General features: G+C 49.1%; 26 protein-coding genes and 1 pseudogene. 12 read left to right on the top strand and 15 right to left on the bottom strand.

Annotated features, from left to right (window positions below):
• Window positions 1-186: 186 nt before the first annotated feature.
• The 13 genes from Q0600_RS00135 to Q0600_RS00075 form a co-directional block, all read right to left on the bottom strand.
• Window positions 187-1,446, bottom strand: coding sequence for a glutamate-5-semialdehyde dehydrogenase (locus Q0600_RS00135; RefSeq protein ID WP_298755446.1), 1,260 nt, complete (start codon window positions 1,444-1,446; stop codon window positions 187-189).
• Window positions 1,447-1,652: 206 nt separating this feature from the next.
• Window positions 1,653-1,811 carry a hypothetical protein gene (locus tag Q0600_RS00130; protein ID WP_298755444.1) on the bottom strand — a complete coding sequence of 53 codons (159 nt, stop codon included), beginning with the start codon at window positions 1,809-1,811 and terminating at the stop codon, window positions 1,653-1,655.
• 48 nt (window positions 1,812-1,859) lie between these two features.
• Window positions 1,860-2,981, bottom strand: coding sequence for a glutamate 5-kinase (proB, locus tag Q0600_RS00125; RefSeq protein WP_298755442.1), 1,122 nt, complete (start codon window positions 2,979-2,981; stop codon window positions 1,860-1,862).
• Between the two features lie 364 nt (window positions 2,982-3,345).
• Complete coding sequence (locus tag Q0600_RS00120) at window positions 3,346-4,008, bottom strand: NapC/NirT family cytochrome c (RefSeq protein WP_298755448.1); 663 nt, start codon at window positions 4,006-4,008, stop codon at window positions 3,346-3,348.
• Window positions 4,005-4,445 carry a cytochrome c3 family protein gene (locus Q0600_RS00115; RefSeq protein WP_002947156.1) on the bottom strand — a complete coding sequence of 147 codons (441 nt, stop codon included), beginning with the start codon at window positions 4,443-4,445 and terminating at the stop codon, window positions 4,005-4,007. The genes Q0600_RS00120 and Q0600_RS00115 overlap by 4 nt, the downstream gene beginning before the upstream one ends.
• Window positions 4,446-4,689: 244 nt before the next feature.
• Window positions 4,690-6,234 carry a flavocytochrome c gene (locus Q0600_RS00110; protein WP_298755439.1) on the bottom strand — a complete coding sequence of 515 codons (1,545 nt, stop codon included), beginning with the start codon at window positions 6,232-6,234 and terminating at the stop codon, window positions 4,690-4,692.
• Between the two features lie 264 nt (window positions 6,235-6,498).
• Window positions 6,499-7,326 (bottom strand): radical SAM protein, encoded by an 828-nt coding sequence (locus Q0600_RS00105; protein ID WP_298755437.1) that lies wholly within the window; start codon window positions 7,324-7,326, stop codon window positions 6,499-6,501.
• Window positions 7,326-8,102, bottom strand: coding sequence for a 4Fe-4S binding protein (locus Q0600_RS00100; protein WP_297920880.1), 777 nt, complete (start codon window positions 8,100-8,102; stop codon window positions 7,326-7,328). Before Q0600_RS00100 ends, Q0600_RS00105 begins: the two co-directional genes overlap by 1 nt.
• Window positions 8,095-8,952, bottom strand: a complete 858-nt coding sequence (locus Q0600_RS00095; protein ID WP_298755435.1) for a substrate-binding domain-containing protein — start codon at window positions 8,950-8,952, stop codon at window positions 8,095-8,097. Before Q0600_RS00095 ends, Q0600_RS00100 begins: the two co-directional genes overlap by 8 nt.
• Before the next feature lie 71 nt (window positions 8,953-9,023).
• The gene (locus Q0600_RS00090; protein ID WP_298755432.1) at window positions 9,024-10,133 is read right to left on the bottom strand and encodes a double-cubane-cluster-containing anaerobic reductase; all 1,110 of its coding nucleotides are present in this window, start codon (window positions 10,131-10,133) and stop codon (window positions 9,024-9,026) included.
• On the bottom strand, window positions 10,130-10,906 hold the full coding sequence (locus Q0600_RS00085) for an acyl-CoA dehydratase activase (RefSeq protein WP_298755430.1): 777 nt from the start codon (window positions 10,904-10,906) through the stop codon (window positions 10,130-10,132). Before Q0600_RS00085 ends, Q0600_RS00090 begins: the two co-directional genes overlap by 4 nt.
• A gap of 162 nt (window positions 10,907-11,068) precedes the next feature.
• Window positions 11,069-12,001: a DMT family transporter gene (locus Q0600_RS00080; RefSeq protein ID WP_298755428.1), complete on the bottom strand. Its 933-nt coding sequence runs from the start codon at window positions 11,999-12,001 to the stop codon at window positions 11,069-11,071.
• Window positions 12,002-12,007: 6 nt separating this feature from the next.
• The gene (locus Q0600_RS00075) at window positions 12,008-12,913 is read right to left on the bottom strand and encodes a DMT family transporter (RefSeq protein ID WP_298755425.1); all 906 of its coding nucleotides are present in this window, start codon (window positions 12,911-12,913) and stop codon (window positions 12,008-12,010) included.
• Between the two features lie 471 nt (window positions 12,914-13,384).
• On the opposite strand from Q0600_RS00075, the gene der reads away from it, so the two are divergent.
• From der to Q0600_RS00030, 9 genes and pseudogenes are all read left to right on the top strand, one after another.
• Window positions 13,385-14,770, top strand: coding sequence for a ribosome biogenesis GTPase Der (der, locus tag Q0600_RS00070; RefSeq protein ID WP_298755422.1), 1,386 nt, complete (start codon window positions 13,385-13,387; stop codon window positions 14,768-14,770).
• Window positions 14,757-15,251 (top strand): annotated as a pseudogene (locus Q0600_RS00065) (shikimate kinase); the annotation flags it as partial. The gene der and the pseudogene Q0600_RS00065, both read left to right, overlap by 14 nt.
• 487 nt (window positions 15,252-15,738) lie before the next feature.
• Window positions 15,739-16,710 (top strand): tryptophan--tRNA ligase, encoded by a 972-nt coding sequence (trpS, locus tag Q0600_RS00060; RefSeq protein WP_298755419.1) that lies wholly within the window; start codon window positions 15,739-15,741, stop codon window positions 16,708-16,710.
• A 10-nt stretch (window positions 16,711-16,720) separates the two neighbouring features.
• A complete protein-coding gene (locus Q0600_RS00055) occupies window positions 16,721-17,218 on the top strand; it encodes a DUF2628 domain-containing protein (RefSeq protein ID WP_298755416.1) in 498 nt (165 codons plus the stop codon).
• Window positions 17,219-17,276: 58 nt separating this feature from the next.
• Window positions 17,277-17,543, top strand: a complete 267-nt coding sequence (locus Q0600_RS00050) for an ACT domain-containing protein (RefSeq protein ID WP_005871308.1) — start codon at window positions 17,277-17,279, stop codon at window positions 17,541-17,543.
• 9 nt (window positions 17,544-17,552) lie between these two features.
• Window positions 17,553-18,890 (top strand): PFL family protein, encoded by a 1,338-nt coding sequence (locus Q0600_RS00045; protein ID WP_298755413.1) that lies wholly within the window; start codon window positions 17,553-17,555, stop codon window positions 18,888-18,890.
• A 132-nt stretch (window positions 18,891-19,022) separates the two neighbouring features.
• Entirely contained in the window at window positions 19,023-19,487 is a 465-nt protein-coding gene (locus Q0600_RS00040) for a hypothetical protein (protein ID WP_298755410.1), read from the top strand.
• 81 nt (window positions 19,488-19,568) lie between these two features.
• Complete coding sequence (locus Q0600_RS00035; protein WP_298755407.1) at window positions 19,569-20,117, top strand: hypothetical protein; 549 nt, start codon at window positions 19,569-19,571, stop codon at window positions 20,115-20,117.
• Window positions 20,118-20,243: 126 nt separating this feature from the next.
• Window positions 20,244-20,705 carry a hypothetical protein gene (locus Q0600_RS00030; RefSeq protein ID WP_298755404.1) on the top strand — a complete coding sequence of 154 codons (462 nt, stop codon included), beginning with the start codon at window positions 20,244-20,246 and terminating at the stop codon, window positions 20,703-20,705.
• Window positions 20,706-21,619: 914 nt separating this feature from the next.
• Here the strand turns inward: Q0600_RS00030 and uvrB are convergent.
• Window positions 21,620-23,638 (bottom strand): excinuclease ABC subunit UvrB, encoded by a 2,019-nt coding sequence (gene uvrB, locus Q0600_RS00025; protein WP_298755401.1) that lies wholly within the window; start codon window positions 23,636-23,638, stop codon window positions 21,620-21,622.
• Window positions 23,639-23,665: 27 nt separating this feature from the next.
• Here uvrB and Q0600_RS00020 point away from each other — a divergent pair, with 27 nt between their 5' ends.
• From Q0600_RS00020 to Q0600_RS00010, 3 genes are read left to right on the top strand one after another with little or no spacing between them, the layout of a single operon-like run.
• On the top strand, window positions 23,666-23,926 hold the full coding sequence (locus Q0600_RS00020) for a hypothetical protein (protein ID WP_177388007.1): 261 nt from the start codon (window positions 23,666-23,668) through the stop codon (window positions 23,924-23,926).
• Window positions 23,923-24,159: a hypothetical protein gene (locus Q0600_RS00015; RefSeq protein WP_005871317.1), complete on the top strand. Its 237-nt coding sequence runs from the start codon at window positions 23,923-23,925 to the stop codon at window positions 24,157-24,159. Before Q0600_RS00020 ends, Q0600_RS00015 begins: the two co-directional genes overlap by 4 nt.
• On the top strand, window positions 24,156-24,623 hold the full coding sequence (locus Q0600_RS00010) for a hypothetical protein (RefSeq protein ID WP_177388005.1): 468 nt from the start codon (window positions 24,156-24,158) through the stop codon (window positions 24,621-24,623). The genes Q0600_RS00015 and Q0600_RS00010 overlap by 4 nt, the downstream gene beginning before the upstream one ends.
• A gap of 540 nt (window positions 24,624-25,163) precedes the next feature.
• Here Q0600_RS00010 and Q0600_RS00005 read toward each other — a convergent pair.
• A complete protein-coding gene (locus Q0600_RS00005; protein ID WP_298755398.1) occupies window positions 25,164-25,871 on the bottom strand; it encodes an alpha/beta hydrolase in 708 nt (235 codons plus the stop codon).
• Window positions 25,872-26,567: the final 696 nt, after the last annotated feature.

The raw sequence follows: 26,567 nt of genomic DNA, 5'->3' as shown, positions 1-26,567 counted from the left end.
TCGAGGCGGCAGATGGTTGCGATTATTGTCGAGCGGGCGACGGTAAGCCGAGCTTCGAGGCGATTTTTTGAGTTAGAAGCTAAAATTTTGCGCAAGCTAGACTTCTGCTTGCAGTTGCGAGCGCAAGAGAAGCAAAATTTCTCTCAAAAGCGCTCGCAAAATGGGCCTTTTGAAAAAGACGAGCCGCTAACGAATTTGCCCGTCTCCGCGGACGACGTATTTATAGGTCGTGAGCTCCCTCACCCCCATCGGCCCTCTGGCGTGCAGCTTTTGCGTGCTGATGCCGATCTCGCCGCCAAATCCAAACTCGCTGCCGTCGCTAAAACGAGTCGAGGCGTTGGCGTAGACGACTGCGCTGCCAACTTCGTTTAAAAACCGCTCGATGTTTGCGTAGTTTTCGCTTAAAATCGCGTCCGAATGGCCGCTAGAATGCGCATTTATAAAGCTGATCGCCTCATCCGCATCCCGCACGGCGCGCACAGCCAAAACGAGATCCAAAAACTCGGCGCCAAAGTCGCTCTCGCTGGCAGGCTTGACGTTTTTAGCGCCTCGCAGCTCCGACTCGCACGCGCCCAGTAGCTGCTCGCTCACGCGAAACTCGACCTCCGGCATCTCGCGCACAAGCTCAGGCAAAATTTCGCCCGCCACGCGCTCATGCAAAAGCACGCACTCTACGGCGTTGCAGACGCTTGGGCGCTGGGTTTTGGCGTTTTTGATTATCTTTGCAGCCTCGCTTAAATTTGCGCTCTCATCGACGAAGATGTGGCAAACCCCCGCGCCCGTCATGATGATCGGCACGGTCGCGTTTTGCGCTATAAAGTCTTTTAAGCTCTTGCCGCCGCGCGGTATCAAAACATCGATATACTCGCTCATTTTCGCCATTTGCGCTACGACTTCGCGTTCGGCGCTCTCCACGAGCTGCACCGCGCCCGTCGGTAAGCCAAATTTCGCCCCGGCTTCGTTAAATAAATTTACTAAAAAGATGTTTGAATTTAGCGCGCTTGCACTGCCTCGCAGGATCGCTGCGTTGCCGCTTTTTAGCGCCAGAGCCGCCGCGTCGATACTGACGTTTGGACGGCTCTCGTAGATGATGCCGAGCACACCCAGTGGCACGCGCACGCGGCTGATTTGCATGCCGTTTGGATGGCTCCAGCCGCCTAGATTTTCGCCCACGACCTCTGCAAATCCCGCCACTTCGCGCACGCCCTGCGCCATCGCCTCGATACGGGCGTCGGTTAGCCTTAGACGGTCTAGCAGCGCTGCGTTCAAGCCTGATCTCTCGCCGTTTGTAAGGTCTTTGGCGTTTGTCGCTTTTATCGCGTCCTTTTGTGCGAGCAGCTCATCCGCCACGGCGTTTAAAATTTCAAATTTAGCCTTGCTACCAAGTCTCAAAAGCTCGCCGCAAGCGGCCTTTGCGCGCTTACAGATATCTAAAATTTCGTTCATTTTCGCTCCTTAATCTATAAATCAAATCGCATGCTGCGTATAAAAATGCCGCGAGCGTCGCTTCTATCGCGTCTAAAATTCCAGTGCGTCTTATTTTTATCCGCGCACGACGGCTTAAATTTAGCACGCTTTGGGCCATTTTATTTCGGATTTTCTTGCGTCAAAATTTCGCTTACTCGCCAGGCATTACGCCCAACCTTCTCATTTCAATTCGCGCATAGCGCTTTTACGTAATCCGCCGGCTCATATCCGCGCAGTTCAAAAACGTCTAGCTCGCCGTTTTTATCGGCGTCCGGTTCGTCAAATTTTGCCGTCCACGCCGCGCCCGCCAAGAGTAGTGCAAAAAAAAATATAATCTTTTTCATCTACGCCTTCCGTTTGAAATTTTAAACGCACAGAACACGGCTAAAATTTCATTGCAGCGCGATATTATCCGCGTGGATCGCGTCATCGTCGCTTTTGTAGCCTAAAGCCTGCTCTATCTCATCGCTTTTTACGCCCGCTATGCGCGCAAGCTCGCAGCTTGAATAGTTGCTAATGCCGTGCGCTAATAGCTTGTCGTCCGCCATGCAGAGGCTTACGATCTCGCCGCGCTCAAATTCGCCGCGCACCTCCGCAATCCCGACCGCAAGCAGGCTTTTGCCCGATTTTATCGCCTCTGCCGCCCCTGCGTCGATAATCACCGCGCCTTTGCTAATCGCGCCGTATGCGAGCCAGTATTTACGCGAGCTAAGCCGCGCCGCGCCCGCGCTAAAGAGGGTGCCTACCTCCTCGCCCGCCGCTATTTTAAGCAAAATTCCGTCCGTACGCCCGTTTGCGATGATCAGACTCGTGCCGATCTGATTTGCCATTTGCGCCGCCGCGATCTTGGTCGCCATGCCGCCCGTGCCGAATTTACTGCCCTCGCCGCCTGCCATTTTGACGACGCGCTCGTCGATTTTTTCGATAAAGCTTAAAAGTTTTGCGTCCGCGTGCTCGCTCGGATTTTTGTCGTACAGCCCGTTGATGTCGCTTAAAATCACGAGCAGATCAGCATCGATTAGCCCTGCAACGAGCGCACTTAGCGTGTCGTTGTCGCCCACTTTGAGTTCATCTGCTACGACGGGATCGTTTTCGTTTATGATCGGCACGATGCCGCGCGAGAGTAGCTCCGCGCAGACGTTTCGCACGCTAAGATAGCGCACCCTGTCGCTAAAATCGCCTCGGCTTAGCAGCAGCTGCGCGATAATGCAGTCGTGCGCCCAAAATAGCCGCTCGTAAAGATGCATCAGCGCGACCTGTCCGACCGCTGCTAGAGCCTGCTTGCGGCTTAAAATTTTAGGTCTTTGCGCGATGCCTAGCAGCCCCATGCCCGCGCCCACGGCGCCCGAGCTTACCAAAACCACGCAAAAGCCCACATCTTTTAGCTTGCAAATTTGCGCGACTAGACCTTTGATGAGCCGCTCATTTAACGAACCGTCCGCGTTCGTAAGCGTCGAAGTACCGATTTTTACGACGATACGTTTTGCGCCGCCCAGAAGCTCTTTTCTACCCATTTTCCGCTCCGAAATTTTTGAAAATTATATCGAAAACGGCTTATTTTAAATTTTATGTTTTGAGCTGAGTGGATGCGAGCTTTGGTTAAAATTTATTCCCGAATAAAATTCGGCAGCTTCCAAATACGAGAGATAAAATTTTTTGGGTAAAAGTTTGATTATAAAGTAGTCGTATTTGGCGTAGTAAATTTTCTTATAAAGCGTAGAGATGGTCTGTCTATGAAGATCATAACGGGAGTCCGACTCCCGTTATCGTGTGAATTTTGCTGGCTTAAAATTTGCCGAATTCTTGCTAAAGCGCGGCGTTGAGACTTAGTTGCATCTCTACGTCGTCGCTAACGAGCAAAATTTTCTTCATTTTAGCCTACTTTTTGGTGGCATTGCCTTCTTTATTTTCTACTTTCGGCCCCACATAATCCTCCCCAAAATATGCCTTCTTTATCTCTTCTTTTTTGATTGCGGCTTTCTTTTCGTAGATTTTGTATTCAGGCTTCCAGTAGTTTAGCATATTGTTTAGCCCGCTGTGGCCTACCTCGGCATGACAGCTAGCGCAGGTTAGTTGCTTATCCGTATTTAGCAAGCTTTGATAGTGAGCGTGCATCTTTTGAGCTTGCGGGCTCGTTAGCTTATTATCCACCAAATTCGTATGGCAGCTAACGCAACCGTTGTCAAATACGAAGTGCTCTCTTTTTTCTCTATTTTTATGCCAGTCTATAGCCTCCGGGTCTTTGAAGAAATGAATATATCCCTCCATCAACCCGTTTTTAGCTTTAACTAAGACGTATTTGGCTAGGTTGTCGTGAGGTATGTGGCAGTCTACGCATTTAGCCCTTACTCCGCTTTTACCTTTGCCGCTATGTACGTCGTTACTATAAGCTATAACCATAGGATCCATCTCGTGGCATACTACGCAAAACTTCTCTCCGCTAGTTTCTTCTAGGGCGTAATGCACGGGAAGTACCACTAAAAACCCTATAATGCCGCTTGCTAATATAATAAGCGCTAGTACTTTCTTTGAAATTTTCATGGCGTTACCCCCATCCATTGCGGAACTTCGTGTTCGTGGCACTCCGTGCACATATTGGTTGATTTTTTATGCTCGTTGTGGCACTCGTCGCAGTATAGCGTAGGGCCGTCGTGAACCGAGTTGTGGGGATTTGCTTTTAGCAGATCCATGTATTCTAGTCTTTTAGCTATCTTTTTCTTGTCGCCGTGACAGGACAAACAGCCTTTATCGCCTATGGATTTAAATTTACTAGCGTCGTTTCCTTGTCCTTCGTGACAATCAAGACAGGTGAAGCTTAGCTTTTCGTGATGAGGCTTTAAAGGGTGTTTGGCTCGCAGCTCGTCGGTGACGTTAAGATCTACTAAAGACGTTATCTTTGCGCTTGGTGCGCCTGCGCTAAATGCAAAAGAGCATAGTAGCATAGATGCGCACAAGGCGAGAAACGCTTTGTGTTTCATGCGAATTCCTTTCGGATGTCAAATTTACAAATTTAACTGCAAATTCGGCTTTAAATTTAAAAGTACCGCAAGCCGAATTTTCAAATTTAACTTTAAATTCAGCCTGCGATTAAAATAAAATTTGCAAGTATTTCTAGGCGATTTTTGGGGTTGCGCGGCTAAAATTTTGCGCAGGCTAGACAAAATAGTCTGTCAAGCAAAATTTTAGCAAGCTCCGCAAAAAGCGTCCGAAAGACGCCGAAAATTAGCCTATATTCTCTCCTGCGATCATACCGAATGTCAGACAATCTGCGATCGCCACGCTACCTAAGCGGCTAGCTCCGTGTACGCCGCCTGTGATCTCGCCTGCGGCAAATAGTCTTGGAATCGGCATCTCTGTTTGTAGCGAGATAACCTGGGCTTTGGTATTGATATCGATACCGCCCATAGTGTGGTGGAGTTTTGGCGTACCGCGTATAGCGTAAAAAGGCGGTTTAGAAACGTCATAGCCGTCAGTAGTAGTTTTATCTAAAGGCTTGCCAAAGTCATCATCTTTGCCTGCTTTTACGAAGCCGTTATAGCGCTCGACGGTCTTTTTTAGCTCATCGGCTGGAATTTTATAAAATGCCGCAATTTCATCGATGCTATCAAATTTTTTTAAAATTCCCGAATTTAAAGGCTTTTCGAGCTGCTCGGGAAGTAGGGCTTTTACGCCGTTTGCGTCGCAGAAATTTATCGGATAGTTGCCGTCGGTACCGATGACCTTAAACATCGCCTGAGCCCTAGTGCGGCGGTCGGCTAGCTCGTTCATATAGCGTTTGCCCGTTTTAGGGTTTACCGAGATGCCGTAGCGGAAGCTTGCATTTACGTTAAACAACGAACCTACTCCGAAACCTTTTTCATCTGGGCAAGCCCATGGGCCAAACTGTATCCAGCTTAGCTGCACTGGAGTTGCGCCGATCCTAAAGGCTTCTTTCATCGCGCCCGCCGTAGCGCCGGGATGATTTGTGCTATCCGTTTCTTTGGTTATCGAAGGGTCTTGCACCTCTCTAAAAAATACGTCGCGACAAAATCCGCCCGCTGCCAAAACTACGCCTTTTTTGGCTTTGATCGTCTTTTTCTCGCCGCTTGTATTTTCGACATCGTCTTTTAGACTATTTGGGTCAAATTTGTAGTTTTCTCTGATAATTACGCCCTCTACGCCGCCATCCTCGCCTAAAACGAATTCATCAAATTTTGCTCTTTGTCTAAGCTCCGCATCCTGTAAATTTTTAAAATACTCGACCATCGGCTGAACGATGCCCGAGCCGCTGCCGTTAGTAGTTTGAACGGTTCTTGGGACGGAGTGACCTCCCAGATGCGAGAGTTTATCTATGTATTTTACGCCGCATTTTATGGTGAGCTTATACGCGTCTTGCGCGCGGGTAGCGATGGTATCGATGAGATCGACGTGGTTTAGGCCCCGACCCGCTTTCAGGCAGTCTTTGATAAAAAGCTCGTTGCTATCTTTCACGCCCTCTGCTTTTTGTTTGTCGTTATTGGGCACTGCAAATAAGCCGCCGTTGATGACGCTGTTGCCGCCGATGCGACCCATCTTTTCAAGGATCAGCACCTTATTACCCTTCTCGGCTGCGGTGATACCTGCTGCAAGTCCTGCAAAACCGGAACCAACGATAACTACGTCCCACTCTTCGTCAAATTTGACGTCTTTAGCGTTAACCGCAGCATTTGTGTTTACGGAGCCGAGCGCTAAAGCACCCGCGCCAACTAGGCTCATTTTGAGTAGATCACGTCTTGAAACGTTTTCCATGATGTCTCCTTTATTTTACCGTTATACGGTTTTTTTGATGCCTAATTTTGGAGTTATTGTACCAAAAGTTAAATAAAGGCAAAATAATATTATTTAAAAATTGTTTTTAAATTTTAAAAAACCGCCGCCGCTAAAAAGCCGCTTATCGGCCACTTGCTAGTTCTAAATTTAGACAAATTTTAAATTTAAATCTCTACATAAAATTTTGTGCGCTATGAGAGCGTGTATCCTGCGCCGGATAAAAGACCCGCTAAAAGGGGGTCTTCATTTCTCGCAAAGCTTGCCGCATGCGTCGGCGCGGCATCTGCTGCAGTGAATCATTTGGTGAATGGAGCCGCCGATTAGCTTTCGCATGCTGCGAATTTCTTCGTTTGATGGCGATTTGATATTTGCAAAAGGGGTGCCCTGCACGGGGATCATCGCCATGCAGTTCATGATATCGGCCTGCCACTCTTTGGCCTTTTTCGCGATTTGCGGGACGTGATCCATATTTACGCCAGGTATTACGACCGTATTGATCTTTACGATCATGCGGGCTTCTTTTAGCTTGCGGATTCCTTCCTCTTGGCGCTCCCCAAGAATTCTAGCGCCCTCTTCGCCGTGATAAATTTTGTTTTTGTGGCGCACCCACGCATAAATTTTGCCGCCTACGCCCGGCGTTACGGCATTAACGGTCACCGTTACGTGGCTCACGCCGATCCGCACGATATCATCCACATGCTCGGGCAGGGACAGGCCGTTTGTGGATAGGCAAAGTAGGGCGCGAGGGAAACGGGCTTTACATTTTTCAAAAGTCGCTAGGGTCTTGTCGGCATCGCACATAGGATCTCCGGGCCCTGCGATACCGATGACAGAGATATCCTGTCTAAATTTAAATAGATTTTCCACGTATAGCGCGGCCTCGTCCGGGCTTTGCACCTTCCCCGTTACGCCGGGTCGATTTTCGTTGGCGCAGTCGTAGATGCGGTTGCAAAAATTGCATTGGATATTACAATGCGGAGCTACGGGAAGGTGCACACGCCCGTAGCTCGCGGACGCTTTTTTGCTAAAGCACGGATGGTTGTCGAAGGAGGGTTTGGCGAAAAAATTCATTAATCTTTTTTCCTTCCGAATTTGATGGCGTCCACGTGGCAAACATCCATACAATCGCCGCAGTTCGTGCAGTTCATCTCGTCCGGTCTCGTGCCCATTTCGCATTTGCGTAAACAGGCGTTGCAGTTGTCGCAGGCGTCTGTTTTATAAACGCGAAATATTGAAATTTTACGCAGTAGCTCCATTATGCCGCCGCTAGGACAGGCGAAGCGACACCATAAATTTGCTACGATCAACGACGCGGCGATAAGAGCTACGACGACGGCAGTGCGAACCGCCCAGTACCAGTCGGAAAATTTAAAGGACATGATAACGGCGTTGAGATACTCGTCGCTGGTGCGGATAGGGATCATGACGCGAGGGTTGCCGTAGATAAAATATACGCCCGCGCTAAGCAAAACGGCTAGAACCATGCCTATTTGCGCATATCGTAGCTTCCTGTTATTTTTTAGCTTAAGCTTGAAAGCGGCAAATTTGCCCAGCATTTGATTGACGAATCCGCCCGGGCAAAGCCAGCCGCAAAACGCGCGCCCGAGGAAAATAACCAGCACGGGGATAAACAGCCAAAAGCCGAAAAACACGGTCGCGATCCGCCCCCAGCACGTAACGATCGGACAGGATTGGCAGTTTACGAAAGGCACGATAAATGGGCATCTAAAAATCCCGTAATACGCCCATTGTCCGATCGCGCCTATAAAAATCAGCTGCACCAAGCGACGAATTTTAGTTAGCCTAGAGACTTTTTTCATCTTTGCCATATTTACGATACTAAACATCTTTTACACCAAACCTTTCTATGAGTTCAAGCCCGCGCGCCGAATGGATGGAGGTAAAGCCGTGCTGCTCGAAAATTTCCTGCCCGTCCGAGCAGACGAAGTCCGCAAAGTCGTCGGCCAGCTTCTCGTCCTTTACGTACTTCATGATATTTAGCGTAAAGGTAAGCGGCCCGGGCGGGATGAGTTTCTCGTCGATAGGCATATATTCGATCTTGTCTTTAAACCTATCGTGCGTCGTTAGGCGCTTTTCGATTATGGACGCATCGCCCTTGCCATCTACCAGATCGCACATCATCTGGATGACGCATGAGCCGTTGGCGACCATATTTTTCATAACGGGCCTCGTGAGACCTGAATTTTTCAAAATTCCCTTTACCGGTCCGCTACCCGGAGGCGATGCCCTTAGCGGCAGCATCACCCGCACGCCGGGCTCTGCTAGATCCTTCAGATCGCGAATGCCCGCGGGATTTCCCTTCGGCACTACTAAAACGTAGTCGGTAAAACATAGCGGTCTAAAGCGGAGGCTAAGGCCAGCCTTACGCAGTTTTTGAGACAGCTCCAAAACGCGAGCGCCGAAAACCTCCGTCTTGCCTTGCAAGGCTAGCAGCGACTTTCCGAGCGCACCCGCAAAGGCGCCGGTGTACTGGATATTATGTCCCGTCCTTGACTCATAAATGGCGTTTAGCTCGTTAAATGCTTCGGACAGTCCTCCGCACGACCAAACCTGCAGCGAATCGGGCTTAAACGGCGTGAAGCCGGCGAGCATCGATTCGGGTCCGGCGATGGCTGCCGCTGCCAAAACTCCTTTGAAAAAGCCGCGACGAGATTCGTCTATCTCTTTAAATTTCATCTAACCTCTCCTTTCTTTGGTTTGTTTTTAAATTTAGAAAATTCTTCATTTTAAAATTTAGAGCGACCCGCTTAAAGCAGCTCTATAAACGCCTCTAAGCGCGTTCGAATTTGCCCGACGTCTTGCTTGGAGTAGTCAGTCTCCAGACTCATATAGCTTACTCCCGCTTCTTTGCTTGCCTCCTTTATTTTATTTGTCTCGATCGCGTAGGTGTGACAGCCACTTAGCACGACGTCGATGACACCGTCTGCTTGATATTCGCGTACGAAATCCTTGATAACCTCTGAGCGCGCGTCGTTTTGATACATCACCGAACATGGAATTTTAAGGTAGCGCTCGGCGATATTTGCGACTAGATCGCCGCTTGTTTCTACTTGGTTTTGATAGCCTTTGGTGCCGGAGCAGTTTTCAAAGGCCACCACGTCCGCGCCAAGATCTTCGATCTGCTTGATAACCTTTTCATACACGCCTCCGCTTGGACAGCCGGTGATAATGATCCGCTTTTTGCGAGTTTTCGGCGGCGTCATCTCCTTTGCGGCGGCTATGTAGGCGCGTATCATTTTAAGCTTCTCCTGCTTGTCGTATATGAAGTCGCTCGCAAATGAAATTTGATGAATTTCGCTGCCCGCTACCGGCATCGGATTTAGTTTGCCAAGCTCTAAAAGCTCCAACATCACATCGCGCTCTTCGTTGTAAATTTGCACCGCATCGAGCAGCGCTTCATCGGTGATTTTCGTATCAAATTTTTGCTCTAAAACTTTGCGAAATTCCCTAAGCTCGTCGGTAAAAAGCTCCAAGCTCTTGCCGTCTCTCATATTCGGCAGTTGCAGCACGTGGACGTCCTTGTGCTTTGCCAGCAGCTCATACATCTTTTTCTTACCGTCGCAGGTCGTTTCGCCTATGACGAGATCGCTAGCGTTCATATAGGGGCATTTTTTCGTAACCGCGTAGCCGTAGCTTGCTTTGATTAGCGGGCAAAGATTGCGCGGAAGCTCGGCATGAGCGGCATCTATCGGGCTTTCGTCATAGGCGCAAAGCCCAACCGGCACGGCGCCCGCGGCGTAAATAAGCTCCTTCGGCGAATAGGCGCAAAACATCCCAACTACGTGTTTGCCTTGCTCTTTTAGATCGTGCAGAGCCATTGCGTTACGCTTTTTAAGCGCGTCAAAATCCATCTTCATCTCGTCTCCTTTGAAATTTCGTTTGCTTTGCGTGCGCCGATAAGCGAAGCGCCCATCGCGCCGCAGTAGATTGCGTTTTCGTGAGTAAAAATTTCAGCCCCCAGATGCTCGCCTAGAAGCTGTTTAAAGAGCGGCACGTTGCTAAGCCCGCCGCTTAAAAAGTAAATTTGATTTTCCAGCCGTTTGATGAGTGAGGCGACCTTGTGCGCGGAGGAATCCACGATGGCGTAGGCGATCTCGCTAGTTTCGGCTCCGTTTGCGCTTAGCGAGACGATCTCGCTTTCTGCAAAAACAGTGCACGTTGAGCTAATTTTAATCGCGGGATTTTTGCGGGCGGTTTTGTAAATTTCGCTAAGCTCAAGCCCCAAGCGGCCCGCGCTGATCTCTAAAAATTTGCCCGTGCCCGCCGAGCATTTGTCATTCATGATAAAATCCGCTGGTTTGCCGTTTTCTATTTTGATCGCTTTGGTGTCTTGCCCGCCCACATCGATGACGGTGCAGTCTTGCTCAAATAAAAAGTGTGCCCCAAGCCCGTGGCATAAAATTTCGCTCATGCTAAGCTGCGCGTACTCTACGCTGACGCGTCCGTATCCCGTAGCCGTCACTAAGCCCTCTGCGTAGCCTTTTTGCTCTAAGGCTTGCTTGATCTGGCGCGCGACCTTGACCGCGCTAAAGCCGCTTGGCAGCAAAAATAGCTCGCAAAATTCGCCGCGTTCGTCCATAACGGCGACCTTTGACGAGGTAGAGCCGATGTCGATACCGATAAAATGCATAAAATTTTAAATCCGTCGAAAAATATTTCTACGCCGTAGAACTTTGATTTGAATGTTAGTCTTTTTAAGCTTTTAGACTGCTGAAATTTAGCGTAGGCTTGCGGCGCGGATAAAATTTAGCTTTGCGCCGCATTTGAATTGGTTTTAAATTTAGATTTAAATTTAGCGCTCGCGGGCGATTAAAATTCCGCTTAAAATCACCACCGCAATGCCTGCTAGCACGATCGGACCGGGCAGATGATCGCCTAGCATAATGCCGAGTGCCATGCTAAAGAGGATGTCGCTATAGCTGATCGCAGCGACTATGCCCGCTTTGCGCGAAGCGGCGTAGGCGCGCGTCATGTAAATTTGAAAGTAGATCCCGCTGACGCCCAGAAGCGCCACGAGCACCCAGCCAAAAAGGCTTGGCGGGTTGAAGTAAGCAAGCCTCGCCAAATCTGCCCCGCTGAAAAGTCCTAAAATTTTAGCCTCGCTACCTTCAAGCACCCAGCCCGTTATCATCATCGTAGCACTTAGAAAGGTGGCTGACGAGACAAAAACCAGCACGATGAGGTTGGTGGCGTAGTGTTTGCGGAGCTCGCGCACGCTCGTGTATGCAAGCCCCGCGCACATACCGCCGAAGATTCCCACCGCGTCGGTTACGCTGATGCCGATGTGCGGGCGCACGACGAGTAAAATTCCGCCAAATCCGAGCAGTATCGCAAACCAACCCTTAGAGCTTAGCTTTTCGCCTAAGAAAAATGCCGAAAATAGCGCGGTGAAAATGGGCGCCGTTTTTTGGAAGGTAAAAGCGGTGCCAAGATCGATGTGAGCGATGTTATAAAAGGTCGCTAAGATACCGCAGCTGCCGATAAAGCCGCGAAACGCAAGCAGCCACGGCTTGCCGCCCGGGCCCAGGTTTTTTATCCGCCGTAGCGAAAACAGCACGATCGCGATGCCTACGACGTTGCGGAAAAACACGATCTCAGCGCTACTCATCCGCTCCGCCATCACCTTGGCTAGCGCGCCGTTTAGCGCGAAATAAAAGCTTGCTACTAGCATATAATAAACGCCCAGATGTTTCAGCCAAAACGCGGAGTAAAGCTTCTGCTTCACGCCGTCCTACTTTCGGTTCGCCACGAGCGCGCCCGCGGCGATGATGAGCGCCATGCCCCCAAGTGCCATGAAACCGGGCAGGGCGTCGCCTAGCAGCAGCCCAAATAGCGTCGAAAAGATGATGTCCGCATAACTGATCGTAGCTACTATGCCCGCTTTGCGCGTCGCGGCGTAGGCCTTGGTGACGTAGGTTTGATAAAATAGCCCCAGCAGCCCCAGAAGCACAGCAAAGAGCCAGCCCTGCGCGTTTGGAATTTTAAATTTGCAAAGCATAAAGCTCAGCGCGGGCGCGTCTATAAATTCTGCCGCGATCATAAGCGCTACGGGCATCAGCGTGCCGGCAAGAAGCGCAGAGAGGATGATCGTATCGGAGCTATAGTATTTGCGCAGCCCGCGCACGGAGGTAAACGCCATCGCGGCGAATAATCCGCTTAAAATTCCAAAAATATCGCTCGGCTGCAAGCCAAACTGCGGCTGAATTACCAAAACGATGCCCACAAAGCCTAGGCAGACCGAGAACCAGCCCATCGCGCCGAATTTTTCGCCGAGGGTAAAGTACGCGATGATCGCCGTCCAAATGGACGCCGTTTTTTGAAAGGTAAATGCCTCGCCGAGGCTGATGTTAGCGACGTTATAAAAAAACACCATCAGCCCCAAAATCCCGATAATGCCGCGAAACGCGAGCGTAAAAGGATGACCGCCCTTGTTTGCGAAGCGCGCCATGCGGGGACGAGCCTTGATTTTATAAAGCAGGATCAAAAGTCCGGGCAGATTGCGAAAGAGCACGACCTCAAGCGATGAAATTTGCGCGCCCAAAAGCTTGGCAAAAACGCCCGTAAGAGAGTAGTAAAAGCACGCCATCAGCATATAATACACGCTTAGATGGTGCAGCAAGAAGTTGTTGTATTTCATCGCGCCCCTTTAAATTTGCGGAATTATACACGCATAATGATTAAATTTTAATATTTCGCCGTTTTAATATTTCGCCGCGCCGCCTACTTTTGCACATTTGGGCGCGACGGCTCGGTTTTGTAATTCGGCGCTTGTATGCGCGGAATAGTCAAAATTTACGCAGCTGCGGGCTTTTATACTTTCGTGTAGTTGTGTCTGTTTCGCGCTTCGGTTGCTAGTTTTCTCGCCCAGGCTTCGGTATTTAAATTTTATGAAATTTACGCACAGTCCCGCCTCGGCGATATATTCGGCGATGGCTCGCGCCTTGGTGACTTTTTACGAGCGGCGTTTTGCTAGTGTCGCGATAAAATTTCGCTAAATTTAGCGTCTAAATTTTATAAAATTTTGCTGCTTCCTTTCGCTAGCGAGCGCGTAGAATTTGGCTTTAATCTATTTTTGGTTATAATCGCGCCAAAAACTACAAGGACGAACGTGAAAAGTTTGATCATCATCGGGCGCCCCAACGTCGGCAAGTCGAGCCTTTTTAACCGCCTAGCGGGCGCTCGCATCGCCATCACGAGCGACGTTGCGGGCACGACGCGCGATACCAATAGAGCCGAAGCCGAAATTTTCGATCGTCGCGTGCGAGTGATCGATTCGGGCGGCTTGGACGAGGCCTCCGAGCTGTTTGCGCGCGTGCAGGCTAAGACGCTAAGCGAGGCCAAGAGCGCGGATTTGATAATCTTTATGACGGACGGCAAGCTGCTTCCGAGCGATGACGAGCGGCGGATATTTTTCTCGCTGCAGAGACTTGGCAAGCCCATCGCCCTAGCGGTCAATAAGATCGACGGCAAGCGCGACGAGGAGCGCAGCTGGGAGTTTAACGAATTCGGCGTTAAATTTTTCCCGATCTCCGTCTCGCACAACAGCGGCATCGATGAGCTGAAAGAATGGATCTACGGCTTTTTGGATCCTGCGCCCGTAAGGCAGGACGAGGATGAAATTTTTGATGATTTTATAGAGGGCTTTAACGACGAGGGCGAGCCGAAAGAGGGGCGCGACGAGGAATTTTACGCTAGCAAAACCATCGGCGTAGGCATCATCGGGCGGGTGAACGTCGGTAAATCAAGCCTTCTAAACGCGCTTGTCGGCTCGCAGCGCTCGGTCGTGAGCGATTATGCGGGCACGACGATCGATCCGGTGAACGAAAGCACGGAATTTGGGGGGCGCTCACTCGAGTTTATCGACACGGCGGGCATTCGTCGTCGCGGTAAGATCGAGGGCATCGAGCGTTTCGCGCTAAATCGCACCGAAAAAATCTTGCAAAACTCCGACATCGCGCTTTTGGTGCTTGACGCAAGCGAGCCGCTAAACGAGCTGGACGAGCGCATCGCGGGACTTGCGGCTAAATTTGAACTAGGTCTAATCATAATTTTAAACAAATGGGATCTTTGCGAGCGCGATTACGACGAGTTTTGCCGCGATCTGCGCGATAGGTTTAAATTTCTTTCCTACGCGCCGATCATCAGCGTCAGCGCGACGGACAGGAAGCGGATACATAAAATTTATCCGCTCATTTTGGAGGTTTATTCAAATTTCACGCGCAAGCTCGGCACCGCAAGGATCAATGAGGCGGTAGAAGCCGCGATAAAGGCGCATCCGATACCTCGCGAGCGGGGCAAATCGGTTAAAATTTACTACGCCGCGCAGATCGGCTTTGCGCCGCCGAAGATCGCTCTTGTAATGAACCGCCCAAGTGCGCTACATTTTAGCTACAAGCGCTATTTGATGAACAGGCTGCGCGCGAGCTTTGCTCTTTCGGGAAGTCCGCTAGTGCTGCTGCCGCGCAAAAAAGGGGAGAGCGATGAAGGGCGGTAACATCGTGCTCATCGGCTTTATGGGGGTCGGCAAGGGCACGGTAGCGCGGGCGCTGGCTGCGCAAAGCGGGATGTTTGCGCTTGATTGCGACGATATGATCGAAAGCTACGCCAATAAAAAGATCGGGCAAATTTTTAAAGAGCAGGGCGAGCAAAGCTTTAGAAAGATGGAGGCGGGTCTTGCAAAATTTTTAGAAAAGTCCGTCCGCTGCGCCGTGATCTCCACCGGCGGCGGCTTTTACGCCGTGAAAAATTTAAATAAAATCGGCACCGTCGTGTATCTGAAATCAAGCTTTGAAGGGATTATTGAACGCTTAAAAAACAGCGAAAACGCAGAGAAAAAATTTGCCAAGCGCCCGTTGTTAGCGGATCTACAAAAGGCCGCGGCGCTTCACGCCGAAAGAGACGGGGCGTATGAAAAAAAGGCCGACATCGTAATCGACGTCGAAAATAAAAGCGTAAAAAAGATCGTAAAAGAAATTTGCTCCGCCTGCGACGGGCTAAATTTAAAGGGGAAAAAGATGTCTAAGCAGAAGTGCTCTGGCGGCGGCAAAAATTCCGAGCCGCACGGCAAAGAGGACAAAAGCGATAAGCTTAAAAAGAAAGAGGTGCTAAAGCAAAAGCTGCGCGAATTGATCGAGGGCTTAGAGCGCGAGGAAATTCCAAAGCGGGTGATCGCGTGGCACTTCGATCTTTACGAGCCTTACGTGCTTGAATTGGCGGGATCGAGCAGCTTTGATGCGGATGACGACGACTGGGCGTGCGAGGACGAGGATGAATTTTATCCGCAAAGCTCACGCTTGCAGCTTGAATTTTTAAATAAGCTTTCGTGGCGACAGGTTTTAAAACTGCTCGTGCAGGCTCTGCGCGAGCTGCGAGAGCAGATGCCTGGCGCTAAAATTTTTAAGTGCAAGCACGTCGCTGCGGGCTTCGTAGACGGCGATCTGATTTTGATTTAAAGGAGCAACGATGAGAATTTTAACGGGTCTTCAGCCCAGCGGCAAGCTGCATTTGGGCAATTACTTCGCGAGTATCAAGCAGATGGTGGATGCGCAAAATGCGGGCGAACAGATGTTTATGTTTATCGCAAACTACCATGCGCTCACCTCCGTAAGCGACGGCGCAAAGCTTAAAAGCTCAACCTACGAGGCCGCCGCGGCGTTTTTATCGCTGGGGATAGATCCTAAAAAGACGGTGTTTTGGGTACAAAGCGACGTGAAAGAGGTGCTGGAGCTTTACTGGATTTTAAGCGGATATGCACCGATGGGGCTGCTCGAGCGGGCGCACGCATACAAAGACAAGATCGCAAAGGGCTTTGAGAGCAAGCACGATCTGTTCAGCTACCCCGTGCTGATGGCAGCGGACATCCTGTTATACAGCGCGGAAGTCGTGCCTGTGGGCAAGGATCAGATCCAGCACGTCGAGATCGCCCGCGACATCGCGCTTAAATTTAACAACGCCCACGGCGAAATTTTAACTATTCCGCAAGCGCGCATAAATGATGAAGTAGCGATCGTGCCGGGCACGGACGGCGCGAAGATGAGCAAGAGCTACGGCAATACGATCGATATTTTTGCAGATGCTGCGACGCTAAAGAAGCAAATTTCAAGTATAGTAACGACCTCCGAGCCGCTAGAAGCGCCTAAGCAGTGGCGCGGATGCAATGTCTATAATATCGCGAAGCTGTTTTTAAGCGAGGCGGCGGATCAAGCGGCGCTGCGGGCTCGCTACGAGCGCGGAGGCGAGGGGCACGGGCACTTCAAGGCGTATCTAAACGAGCTCGTGCTTAGCTACTTCAAAGGTGCGCGAGATAAATTCGAATACTATCAAAGCCACCGCGAAATTTTAGACGAGATGCTAAGACAGGGCGCGCAAAGGGCGGCTGCGACGGCTGCTTCATTGATGCAAAAGGTTCGCGCCGCCGTGGGGATTTATCGCTAAGGAGAGTGAGATGACGGATTATGCTAGAGAAATTTTATCTGACGGCAAGATGCTTCGGCAGAAACTGGAAATTTTCTTGCAAACTCCTAGTAAGGTTGAAATTTACGCACGCGCCTGCGAGAAATTTTTCGCCGCGGGCAAGCAGCGCGAGTTAAATTATGTAAGCACGTGGAGTTGGTGGGGATTTTTCGGCACGCTGTTCTTTTTTCTGTACCGCAAGGAGTATAAAATTGCCGCAGCCCTATTTGCCGTTGTATTAATTTCCTGCTTTATTCCGTTTTTGGATGAATATGATAGAAGTATAGGAATGGCGATTAGCGTCAGTAGCGGAACTATGGCGAAATATTTCGTTTGCTATAGTTTTGTTTCATTGCTGGATAAACAGGACGATGAAGCCCTAAGAAAGGGCGGCGGCGTGAATAGATGGGCGATATGGCTCGCGGTAATATTTTACGCTTTGGTCGCAATCGTGTTTGCGCTGATAATTTCAAACGGCGGCAAGGCTTAGTCGTTTTAAAGGGCTTCCGCACTTAAAACGGCTAAATAAATTTTAAAAAGGAGTAAGAATGAAAGCGATCGTAACGGTGATCGGTAAGGACAAAGTTGGCATTGTAGCGGGCGTTTCAGCCAAGCTCGCGCAGCTTGGGCTAAACATAGACGACATCAGCCAGACGGTTTTGGATGAGTTTTTTACGATGATGGCGGTGGTTTCCAGCGAGGAAAAGCAGGACTTCACGGCTCTGCGCGAGGAGCTAAACGAGCTAGGCGAAAAGCTAAAAGTAAAGATCAACATCCAAAGCTCGGCGATCTTTGACGCCATGCACAACATCTAAGGTGCCGATATGGACATCAAAAACGTAACCGAAACGATCGCGATGATCGAGGAGCAAAATTTCGACATCCGCACGATCACGATGGGCATCAGTCTGCTTGACTGCATCGATCCGGATATCGACAAAGCCGCGGAGAAAATTTACGCAAAAATCACCGACAAAGCCCGCGATCTGGTAAAGGTCGGCAATGAAATTTCAGCCGAGCTTGGTATCCCGATCGTAAATAAGCGCGTCTGCGTAACGCCTATCGCCATCATCGGCGCGGCGACGAACGCTACTGACTACGTGCCGCTTGCTAGAGCGATGGACGAGGCGGCGCAAAAGATCGGCATCGACTTTATCGGCGGCTTTTCGGCGCTAGTACAAAAGGGCTACGCAAAGGGCGATAAAATTTTAATCGACTCCATCCCGGCCGCACTTGCCGCGACGCAGAAGGTCTGCTCGTCGGTAAATATCGGCTCGACAAAAACTGGCATAAATATGAGCGCGGTCGCCGATATGGGGCGCGTGATAAAAGAAACCGCGCGACTTTCGGATCTTGGCGCCGCCAAGCTCGTCGTGTTCGCCAACGCCGTCGAGGATAATCCCTTTATGGCGGGCGCATTTCACGGCGTGGGCGAGGCCGAGGTCGTCATAAACGTGGGCGTCAGCGGCCCGGGCGTCGTTAAACGAGCGCTTGAGAAGGTGCGCGGGGCGAGCTTTGACGTGGTCGCCGAGACCGTAAAAAAGACGGCGTTTAAGATCACGCGCATCGGACAGCTCGTAGGTCAAATGGCGTCTGAGCGGCTGGGCGTGAAATTTGGCATCGTCGATCTCTCGCTAGCTCCGACTCCGGCGGTGGGCGATTCGGTAGCGCGCGTGCTTGAGGAGATGGGACTAGAGCGCGTCGGCACGCACGGCACGACGGCTGCGCTTGCGCTACTAAACGACGCGGTCAAAAAGGGCGGCGTCATGGCCTGCAACCAAGTAGGCGGGCTTAGCGGCGCGTTTATCCCCGTCTCGGAGGATGAGGGCATGATCGCCGCGGTGCGTGCGGGCTCGCTAAATTTAGAAAAGCTCGAAGCGATGACCGCGATCTGCTCGGTGGGGCTTGATATGATCGCGATCCCGCAGGATACGCCCGAGCAGACGATCGCCGCGATCATAGCCGACGAGGCCGCGATTGGCGTGATAAACCAAAAAACGACCGCCGTGCGCATAATACCAAAAGGCAAAGAGGGCGACACGCTGGAGTTTGGCGGGTTACTCGGCAGCGCGCCCGTGATGAGCGTAAATAAAAACTCATCGGCGGACTTCATCGCCCGCGGCGGCCAGATACCCGCGCCTATTCATAGTTTTAAAAACTAAATTTATAAAGCCCTCCATAAAAGAAATGGAGAGCTTTAATGGTTAAATTTAACCATTAGAAAATAGTTTAAATTTGAGTTATAATCTTTTATAAGAACTTAAATTTTTTATAAATAACCAGAAAGGATTTTAATGTCATATGTTCGAACAGGTAGAGTAGATAAGGCAGTAGAAACTTCAACTCCAGTATTTTTGTTTATTATATTAGCAATGTTTGCTTTTGCGATTTCACCAATTACATTGTTGATAGAGCTTTATTTTCAAAATAAACTATTAAAAATAAGGCATAAAAAAGATATTATATGGGCTTTAAATTCAACATATTCATTTTGGATTCTTATTCTTGGACTATTTGTAATTTGCCTATTCGACCTATTTAATAAATATAGGTCAACTATTATACCGTTGATAGTATTAATTTTATTGCTAATTCCACATATAGTCTTATCACTTAAATACAAAAGTAAATTTAATCGGTTTGCTAGATTAAAAGCAATAAAAAGGAAAATCAAAGCACAAAAGGAAGCCGATATGATTTTAAAGCAACAAAAAGAGGAAGAAAGAATAAAAAGAGAAATTAATAAAATGAATTGTTAGATAAAGTCTACTTCAAATTTGGAGTAGAATTTATCTGCACTCCCGCATTATTTATTGGTATCGCGCAAATAAGGAGGCAAAATGCAAGGAAGTTTCAAAAGCTCCGGCGGCGACTTCGGCGGTATGCGAAACCCCTTCAATCGCGACAAGCTCGCAGACGCAAGGCGCTTCGGCATCATATCGGCGGCGCTTATGCTGATTTCTGCGCTTACGGAGCACCTACCGGGCGGCGAGGGGCTATTTAGCATCAGGGCGTGCCTGGGTCTGGGCTCGCTCATCCTTCTTTACCGCGCGGCGAAAGGCGTCTCCGAGCTTGCGGGCAGCGATACCGTCTCCAACGTCAAATTTATAATTATCACCGCGATTGCCTACGCGGTTGCTTCGATATTGCAAAATCGCGCCCTCACGATTATCGGCGCGCTGGCGGTTCTGTTTTTCATCGCTAGGCTCTATTACGGGCTGTATAAAGACACGCAAAACGCACTATTTCTGATCGCCGTGGGGGTTTCGTTCGCGGGCGGCATACTGTCCGTCATCTCGGGCGACGGCTCGCGCATATCTGTGCTGATGGACTTTGCGGCGCCTGCGGCATTTTTGTTCGCATGGCTTCGGACGGAAAAAATCGCCTAGAGCTTTTGTGCCTGCCAGCCTAAGAAGTGAGCCAAATTCTTTCGGCGCGGATTAAATACAGCGCGCAAAAACGAGCGCGGCATCAAAATTTTAAAAGACGATGCGAAAATATGGAGCGGAAATAAAATGCAAAAAATGGCTTGGAAATTTGGCGAGCTTGAAAAAGTCGCGACGGACGAGGGCTTTATTTGGTACGCGGAACTGGCGCTAAAAAGCGAAAGCTCTAGCAAGGTGCCGTTTTGCCTCGTGTCTGCAGATACGGCGGATGTGGACGATGAGACGATTTCGCTTGCTCGGCGGATCGCCCGAAATATCGATCGGTACGTAAAAGACGCCCTTGCCTTCCTGCGAGACGAGCTTAGACGCGAGTATCGTTTGGGCGAGGATGAGCTTAGGCTGCTTGAAGTACCCGTTTGCGATCTGCCGTTTGAGCTCCCGCAATGCACGTTTTACGCGCGCGATACGCAGTGGCTGCTAAGGTTTGCCGAGGGCGAGCTTGATATTTGCGAGCCTTTCGGCATCGGGGTGATTTTCGAAGGCGAAAGACCGCTGCGCGTGGAAAATTTAGAGCTTAGCAGAGAGTATTAACCGCGGATAAAATTTTAAATTTAGAGATAATTTTAAAATTTACGCAGCGCGCAAATCGGCACACAATGGCGCGCTCCCGCAGGTAAATTTAATCGCGGCTCGTTATCCTTTTTGAAATTTTGTGGCGCACTGCAGCGGCTAAGATACGCTTCGATAAACGCCATCTAAATTTCATTTCCCGCGCCGTTCAAATACTTCGTTCGTGCCCTTAAAAACAAGCGTTTATGGCGGCGGCGCAAATTTAGGTGCAGGCAGTCTTGGAATTCTGCGTAAAATTTTGAAAGTATCCGCGCACAACGGCGCGTAAAAAGTACGCGCAAACTCGGCGTCTGAGTGCATGTCCGCTCGTAGCCGCTACGGATTGAGCGAGCGAAGCGACAGAATTTAAACGCAGGCGCGCGCAGGAAAAAGTCGAAGATAGGTGCGGAGAGATGCAAAAAAAGCGTAAAGGCGCGCAGCGGTATAGAGTAGGGTAGTGCGGGCTGCCGCAAATCGGGCTCGTAAATTGCGGATCGAAAGCGGGCTGAAATCAAAAGCTCGGCGCGCAAATTTGCGGATAAGGAAGTCGACGAGAGCAAAAAGCTCGGCGCGTAGATTTACGGATCGGGCGTCCGGTGCAGCAAGGGCGCGGAGTGTAAATTTAGCGAGAAAAATCAATGTATAAATTTCGCGCGCAAACTATCTTAAATTTAACGAGCAAATTTTAAAACCCGCCTCGCAGAATTTCACGACTAAATTTTACGCTTTGCCTCGCAGCATTTAACGCGCAGATCGCCCAAATTTACGCTCTGCCTGACGATATTAGGCGCGCAAATTTCGCTCTGTGTTATGCGCGCAAATTTCACGTTCTGCCCGATGAAATTTCACGTGCAAATTTCACGATAAAATTTCACGGCGCTTTTAAGCCTTGCGATTTACAGCTTCCTAAGCTTCGCGATCTCATCGCGTAGTACTGCGGCCTTTTCAAACTCCAGAGCCGCTGCGGCTTCGAGCATCTGCTTGCGAAGCTCCTTTACGATCTTGGCGCGCTCGGCGGCGGGCATTTTTTCGAGATTGGCGCCCTTTCTTAAAATTTCGGTGCCGTCCTTGATCTTTAGGCTCTCTTCGATATTGCGGCTCGCAGAATGCGGCGTTATGCCGTGAGCGCGGTTGTATTCATCTTGAAATTTACGGCGTTTTTGGGTAATATCGATCGCCTCTTGCATCGAAGCGGTGATCTTTTTACAAAACATCACGACCTGCCCGTTCACGTTTCGCGCGGCTCGTCCCATCGTCTGAATGAGGCTGGTGCGCGAGCGCAAAAAGCCCTCCTTATCGGCATCCATGATCGCGATAAGGCTTACTTCGGGCAGATCGAGCCCCTCTCGGAGCAAATTTATACCGATTAGCATATCGTATTCGCCGCTGCGTAGGCCGCGGATGAGCTCGTTACGCTCGATCGCATCGATGTCCGAGTGCATATATTTGACCTTAAGCCCTAACTCCAGATAGTATTTGCTCAGCTCCTCCGCCATCTTTTTGGTTAGCACGGTCACTAAGATTCGCTCGCCGCGCGCGATGACCTCCTTCGCCATATCGTGTAAAATTTCGACCTGGTTGTCGCTATCTTTTAAGACGATCTGCGGATCGAGTAGTCCCGTCGGGCGCAGTATCTGCTCATATACGGCGCCGCGGCTAAGACCAAGCTCGTAATCATTTGGCGTTGCGGAGACGAATAGAAATTTAGCCTTTTTATTGATAAACTCATCAAACATCAGCGGGCGGTTATCAAGTGCTGATGGCAGGCGGAAGCCGTACTCTACGAGCGTTTCTTTTCGGCTACGATCTCCCGCGAACATCCCGCGAAACTGCGGCAAGCTCACGTGGCTTTCGTCGACGATGACGAGATAGTCCTTGCCCTTGCTCTCATAGTAATCAAAGAGCGAATAGGGCGTCTCGCCCGGTTTTTGACCGGTCAGATAGCGCGCGTAGTTTTCGATCCCCTTGCACATCCCCGTAGCGCCCAGCATCTCAAGGTCAAACTCCACTCGCCCTTTCAGCCGCTGCGCCTCGACGAGCTTGCCCGCGTCCTCGAAAAATTTCAGCCTCTGCTCAAGCTCCTCCTCGATCCCTTTGATCGTCGATTTTAGGCGCTGCTCGCCCACGATGAACTGGCTCGTCGGGTAGAGAATAAATTTTTTGGCACTTTGCGTCTTTTTGTTTTCCAGCACGTCCAGATGATACATCGCCTCTATCTCGTCGCCGAAAAACTCGACCCTAAATGCCTCGTCGTTAAAATACGCGGGGTAGATGTCGATCACGTCGCCGTTTACGCGAAAATTCCCGCGATCAAAAAAATCGTCGTTGCGTTTATAGCCCATATCGACGAGCTTGCGAAGTAAAAATTTAGTACTAAATTTTGATCCGATCTCAAAAAATAGTACCATGCCTTTATATTCGGCGGGATCGCCCAAGCCGTAGTTTGCCGAAACCGACGCCACGGTGATGACATCGTCGAAGCTTAGCAGGCTCGCCGTGGCGCTTAGCCGCAAGCGCTCGAGTTCTTGATTTACGTCGCTGTCCTTTTCGATGAAAAGATCCTGCCTGGGGATGTAGGCCTCGGGCTGATAATAATCGTAGTAGCTGATGAAATACTCGACGTGATTTTGCGGGAAAAATCCCTTAAATTCGCTATAAAGCTGCGCCGCGAGGGATTTGTTATGCGTCATTACGAGTGCGGGAATTCCAAGGCGCTTGATGATATTTGCCATGCTGAAAGTCTTACCCGAGCCGGTAACGCCGAGAAGGGTTTGGTATTTGTTGCCGCTTTGAAAGCCTGCGACGATGCCTTCGATCGCTTTTTCTTGATCCTCGCTCGGAGAGAATTTGCTCTCGATTTTAAAATTTTGCAAAATTTTTCCTTTTTTAAAGCCAAAATTGGGTAATATTTTCATTTAAATTATATCAGAAAAGGCGAAATAATGGAATCAATCTTTGACGAAGAGAAAAAGGTCGAGGGCTTAAGCAATAAAGTAGCTGAGCTGATTAGACGCTATAGCGAAGCTAGAGACGAAAACGAAAAGCTACGCACAGAGCTAGCAACGGTCAAGGCGCAAAACGAGGCTTTGGGAATGCAGCTTGGCACGCTAGAAAATGATCTGGCGTATCGCAAGATGAGCGACGAGGATCTAAGCAAGCAGATCGACGATATTTTGGCAGGCGATAATTTGGGCGAGAAATGAAAGAAATTTCAGTTCAGCTGACGAGTAAGTCTTTGACGAAGAAATACGCGATAAGCCTGGATGATGACTTTGCGAAGGTCTTCGGCAGAGACTGGCGGATTTTAACTCGCGGTAGCGATCATCTGGATGCGGGCGAACTGCTTGAAGCCTATATCCAAAAAAGCTACGAAAATTTTATGCTTAATAAAAAAATAGATGCCTTGGTAAAGGACATCGACGAAGGAGTAAAATGATGAAAATGAGAAAAGGTGCAGCAGTAGGCGGCGGCGTAAGCGGGATAATATTTTTAGCGATCATAATTTTCGTGATAGTAAAAATAATATATCCTAAATTAAGCGGTGCTAAGGATGAGGTTTTAGTAAAAGCCTACGCAGTCGAGCTTGAAGGCGTATTTAAAGATATACAACGTGACTATCTAAATCAAGGAAATTTTCGCGAGCTAAAGAGCATGACGGGCTCCAGACAGTTTAGTGATAGCGATCTAGAAAAAACCGTCACTTTAAATCAATCCTTTGACTACGGTGTAGGACCGAAACTCAAAAACGATATGATCTTTTGCGCGACGATTACCTTGCGTCAAGATAGTGATGGATATTTTTTCGAGACCTCGAATATCAATCGCAACAGGGAGCGATGCGAAGCATTTCATAAAGATACGACTTATATGAAGTTAAATGGCTTTAGAATAGGCAAATAATTTTTAAAATTTAATCGCGCGACTGCTATGGATTCGTAAAGCGTCCGTGTAGCAAAAGCGCGATAGTGCTAGTGAAGTGCGATAAGCTGTCATTGGCTCGCACCTCGTGCCAAAAGCATGCTAAGATCTCAAGAATTCATCTTTATAGACATTTTTTAAAATTTAGCTTTAAAATTGGCATTTTTACATTTATATTGACAGCTTATCGGCTAAATTTTAATCATATTTTAGTTTGTAATTCATATCGGTCATGATTTATGCTATTGCGGTTAAATTTATGAAATGGGTGCTTTGAAGCTCAATAGGCACCCTGATTATGTTATACGCTGGACTTTGTTAAATTTATGAAATGGGTGCTTTGAAGCTATGCCCCTCGCGTGACGCGATGCGAGCTGAGATTTACGAAAAGCGCCTTATAAAACAAGCGTATTAAAGCAAAATATCAAGATCATCTTAAATTTATGAAATTTGCACCCTGAAGACGCGCGGAATTTTATCAGCACGGGCTTGGGCGTGAGTTTTAAAATCTCTCATAGAATTTTATCGCCGATTCTCAACCGCCGATTTGATCCATTTGCGTAAATAATCTAACTGCTGCGGCGTATGGAACCAATGCTCGCCGTTTTTCATAACGCTTAAGTCGCAGTCGAACTTCTGCGCGAAATTTCTAACGATACAAAGAGGCGTCATATCGTCGTTTTCTGCGTATAGAATTCTACTGGGCGTTTCCCACTTAGTGATCGGATTGTTCAAAACAAAACTCCAATATTCCCAAAAAAGCGGTTGCCCGACATGAGTCAAAATCATCCGCTCTTGCTTCAATCTCTCCTCGCTAACGCCGGCCCTACGCATAATATTTGAAATAACGTATTTCATATCAAGTATCGGCGAGACGAAGAGGCAGTCGCTAAGCTTTTCGTCGCGAAAGCTTTGCAGGCCGAGCCATGCCCCTAGGCTAACGGCAAACAGCGCGACCTCGTCCCAGCGCTTCTTTGCATACGATAAAATTTCGCGAAATTCCAAAATAGCGCGCCGCGGATCGCAAGAAGCGGGCTCGTGCCGCCTCTGTCCGTGCCCCGGCAGGTCAAAGCTAATTACCTGCCGGCCTTGCTTGCAAACGACGGAAGCCAAAAGCTCCGCATCCTCCTTGCTTCCGTCTTGCCCGTGAGCGTAGATATAGGCCTTTTCCGAGCGGCTCCCCCAAACGGCGGCGGGAATGCCGCGTATCTCAATCGCGCTCTTTTGCATTTTTCGTTCCTTTAAATTTTTGCGTCGATACCCGCATTTTGCGGCAACGTCGCAAACTTAAGCGATAAATATTGCCAAAAATTTAATAGCACGCCCTGCTAGACTGCCTGCGATTAACGATAAATTTTAAAATTTTACGCGCGAGCTGCGCCTACCGCTTTGTTTTAAAATTTAGCCGCACAAAATTTAAGCGGTATAATTTTGATTCTTGCAGCGCAATTAAAATTCTATATCGTAGGAATTTTGCGCCGTCAGACTGCAAAAATTCTTGCTACGAAATTTTATATCGCAATTGCACGCGCCGTGAAATTTGCGTATTAAAATTTTCACGCCGTAGAATTTCGCGAGCCGCGAAATTTAAAATTTAAGGCCACGCAAATTTTATCGCAACTCGTGCAAAATTTTAAGTTTGCTTTATTTGCAGGCTACGCGAATAAATACCGCTTAAATTTTAAATTCCAAGCGTGCTCACGTCTCAGAAGTTAAAATTAGCGCTAATTCATAAGCCGCGCTCAAGATGTGGTTTTTAAAATTTCGATGCTTGATAGCGCCCGTAATCGCGCTGTGTTTGCTGCAATCACGCTGTGTTTGCCATGAACACATCCAAAAAGCTTAAAAAATCAATCCTGCGGCGCCGAGCTTGACCCCCAAAGAGATAACTATCAAAACCCCAAGCCCCGCGAAAAAGCCCGCCAG

The organism is uncultured Campylobacter sp. (genome assembly GCF_938041645.1).
In the GTDB taxonomy this organism is placed as follows: Bacteria; Campylobacterota; Campylobacteria; order Campylobacterales; family Campylobacteraceae; genus Campylobacter_B.
The sequence above is the reverse complement of the archived record's forward strand: the minus strand, read 5'-3'. Positions and strand labels throughout refer to the sequence as shown.

Coding starts and splice junctions, on each gene's coding strand:
- Q0600_RS00135 (WP_298755446.1), bottom strand. CDS start 1,446: ATGAACGAAATTTTAGATATCTGTAAGCGCGCAAAGGCCGCTTGCGGC.
- Q0600_RS00120 (WP_298755448.1), bottom strand. CDS start 4,008: ATGAAAATTTCAAAGAAAGTACTAGCGCTTATTATATTAGCAAGCGGC.
- Q0600_RS00115 (WP_002947156.1), bottom strand. CDS start 4,445: ATGAAACACAAAGCGTTTCTCGCCTTGTGCGCATCTATGCTACTATGC.
- trpS (WP_298755419.1), top strand. CDS start 15,739: ATGAGAATTTTAACGGGTCTTCAGCCCAGCGGCAAGCTGCATTTGGGC.
- Q0600_RS00130 (WP_298755444.1), bottom strand. CDS start 1,811: ATGAAAAAGATTATATTTTTTTTTGCACTACTCTTGGCGGGCGCGGCG.
- Q0600_RS00095 (WP_298755435.1), bottom strand. CDS start 8,952: ATGAAATTTAAAGAGATAGACGAATCTCGTCGCGGCTTTTTCAAAGGA.
- Q0600_RS00010 (WP_177388005.1), top strand. CDS start 24,156: ATGATGAAAATGAGAAAAGGTGCAGCAGTAGGCGGCGGCGTAAGCGGG.
- Q0600_RS00105 (WP_298755437.1), bottom strand. CDS start 7,326: ATGAATTTTTTCGCCAAACCCTCCTTCGACAACCATCCGTGCTTTAGC.
- Q0600_RS00045 (WP_298755413.1), top strand. CDS start 17,553: ATGGACATCAAAAACGTAACCGAAACGATCGCGATGATCGAGGAGCAA.
- Q0600_RS00085 (WP_298755430.1), bottom strand. CDS start 10,906: ATGCATTTTATCGGTATCGACATCGGCTCTACCTCGTCAAAGGTCGCC.
- Q0600_RS00090 (WP_298755432.1), bottom strand. CDS start 10,133: ATGAAGATGGATTTTGACGCGCTTAAAAAGCGTAACGCAATGGCTCTG.
- Q0600_RS00110 (WP_298755439.1), bottom strand. CDS start 6,234: ATGGAAAACGTTTCAAGACGTGATCTACTCAAAATGAGCCTAGTTGGC.
- Q0600_RS00015 (WP_005871317.1), top strand. CDS start 23,923: ATGAAAGAAATTTCAGTTCAGCTGACGAGTAAGTCTTTGACGAAGAAA.
- Q0600_RS00075 (WP_298755425.1), bottom strand. CDS start 12,913: ATGAAATACAACAACTTCTTGCTGCACCATCTAAGCGTGTATTATATG.
- Q0600_RS00030 (WP_298755404.1), top strand. CDS start 20,244: ATGCAAAAAATGGCTTGGAAATTTGGCGAGCTTGAAAAAGTCGCGACG.
- proB (WP_298755442.1), bottom strand. CDS start 2,981: ATGGGTAGAAAAGAGCTTCTGGGCGGCGCAAAACGTATCGTCGTAAAA.
- uvrB (WP_298755401.1), bottom strand. CDS start 23,638: ATGAAAATATTACCCAATTTTGGCTTTAAAAAAGGAAAAATTTTGCAA.
- Q0600_RS00055 (WP_298755416.1), top strand. CDS start 16,721: ATGACGGATTATGCTAGAGAAATTTTATCTGACGGCAAGATGCTTCGG.
- Q0600_RS00020 (WP_177388007.1), top strand. CDS start 23,666: ATGGAATCAATCTTTGACGAAGAGAAAAAGGTCGAGGGCTTAAGCAAT.
- Q0600_RS00040 (WP_298755410.1), top strand. CDS start 19,023: ATGTCATATGTTCGAACAGGTAGAGTAGATAAGGCAGTAGAAACTTCA.
- Q0600_RS00100 (WP_297920880.1), bottom strand. CDS start 8,102: ATGTTTAGTATCGTAAATATGGCAAAGATGAAAAAAGTCTCTAGGCTA.
- Q0600_RS00050 (WP_005871308.1), top strand. CDS start 17,277: ATGAAAGCGATCGTAACGGTGATCGGTAAGGACAAAGTTGGCATTGTA.
- Q0600_RS00035 (WP_298755407.1), top strand. CDS start 19,569: ATGCAAGGAAGTTTCAAAAGCTCCGGCGGCGACTTCGGCGGTATGCGA.
- Q0600_RS00005 (WP_298755398.1), bottom strand. CDS start 25,871: ATGCAAAAGAGCGCGATTGAGATACGCGGCATTCCCGCCGCCGTTTGG.